Below are 232 nucleotides of genomic sequence, written 5' to 3'. Positions count from 1 at the left end.
CTCCTCACTCCGCGCCGACAACACCCACGGCACCACACCCGAACCACACCCAGCACCCCCACCGGCCACCCCACCAGTGACCACGACCTCACCCTCAACAGCACCCTCAACCGCACCCTCAAGAATCACATGGGCATTCGTCCCACTCACACCGAACGACGACACCCCCGCCCGCCGCGGACGACCCCCCGCCTCCGGCCACGGCTGCGCCTCCGTCAACAACGACACCGCA

1 protein-coding gene is annotated in these 232 nt (G+C 68.5%); it reads right to left on the bottom strand.

Annotated features, from left to right (window positions below; all coding sequences use genetic code 11):
• Nucleotides 1-232, bottom strand: a 232-nt coding sequence (locus ADK64_RS42960) for a ketoacyl-synthetase C-terminal extension domain-containing protein (protein ID WP_159046260.1), incomplete at both ends; no start/stop codon positions are given.

This window comes from Streptomyces sp. MMG1121, assembly GCF_001280015.1.
Classification (GTDB): Bacteria; Actinomycetota; Actinomycetes; order Streptomycetales; family Streptomycetaceae; genus Streptomyces.
This window is presented reverse-complemented; position numbering and strand designations above follow the sequence as displayed.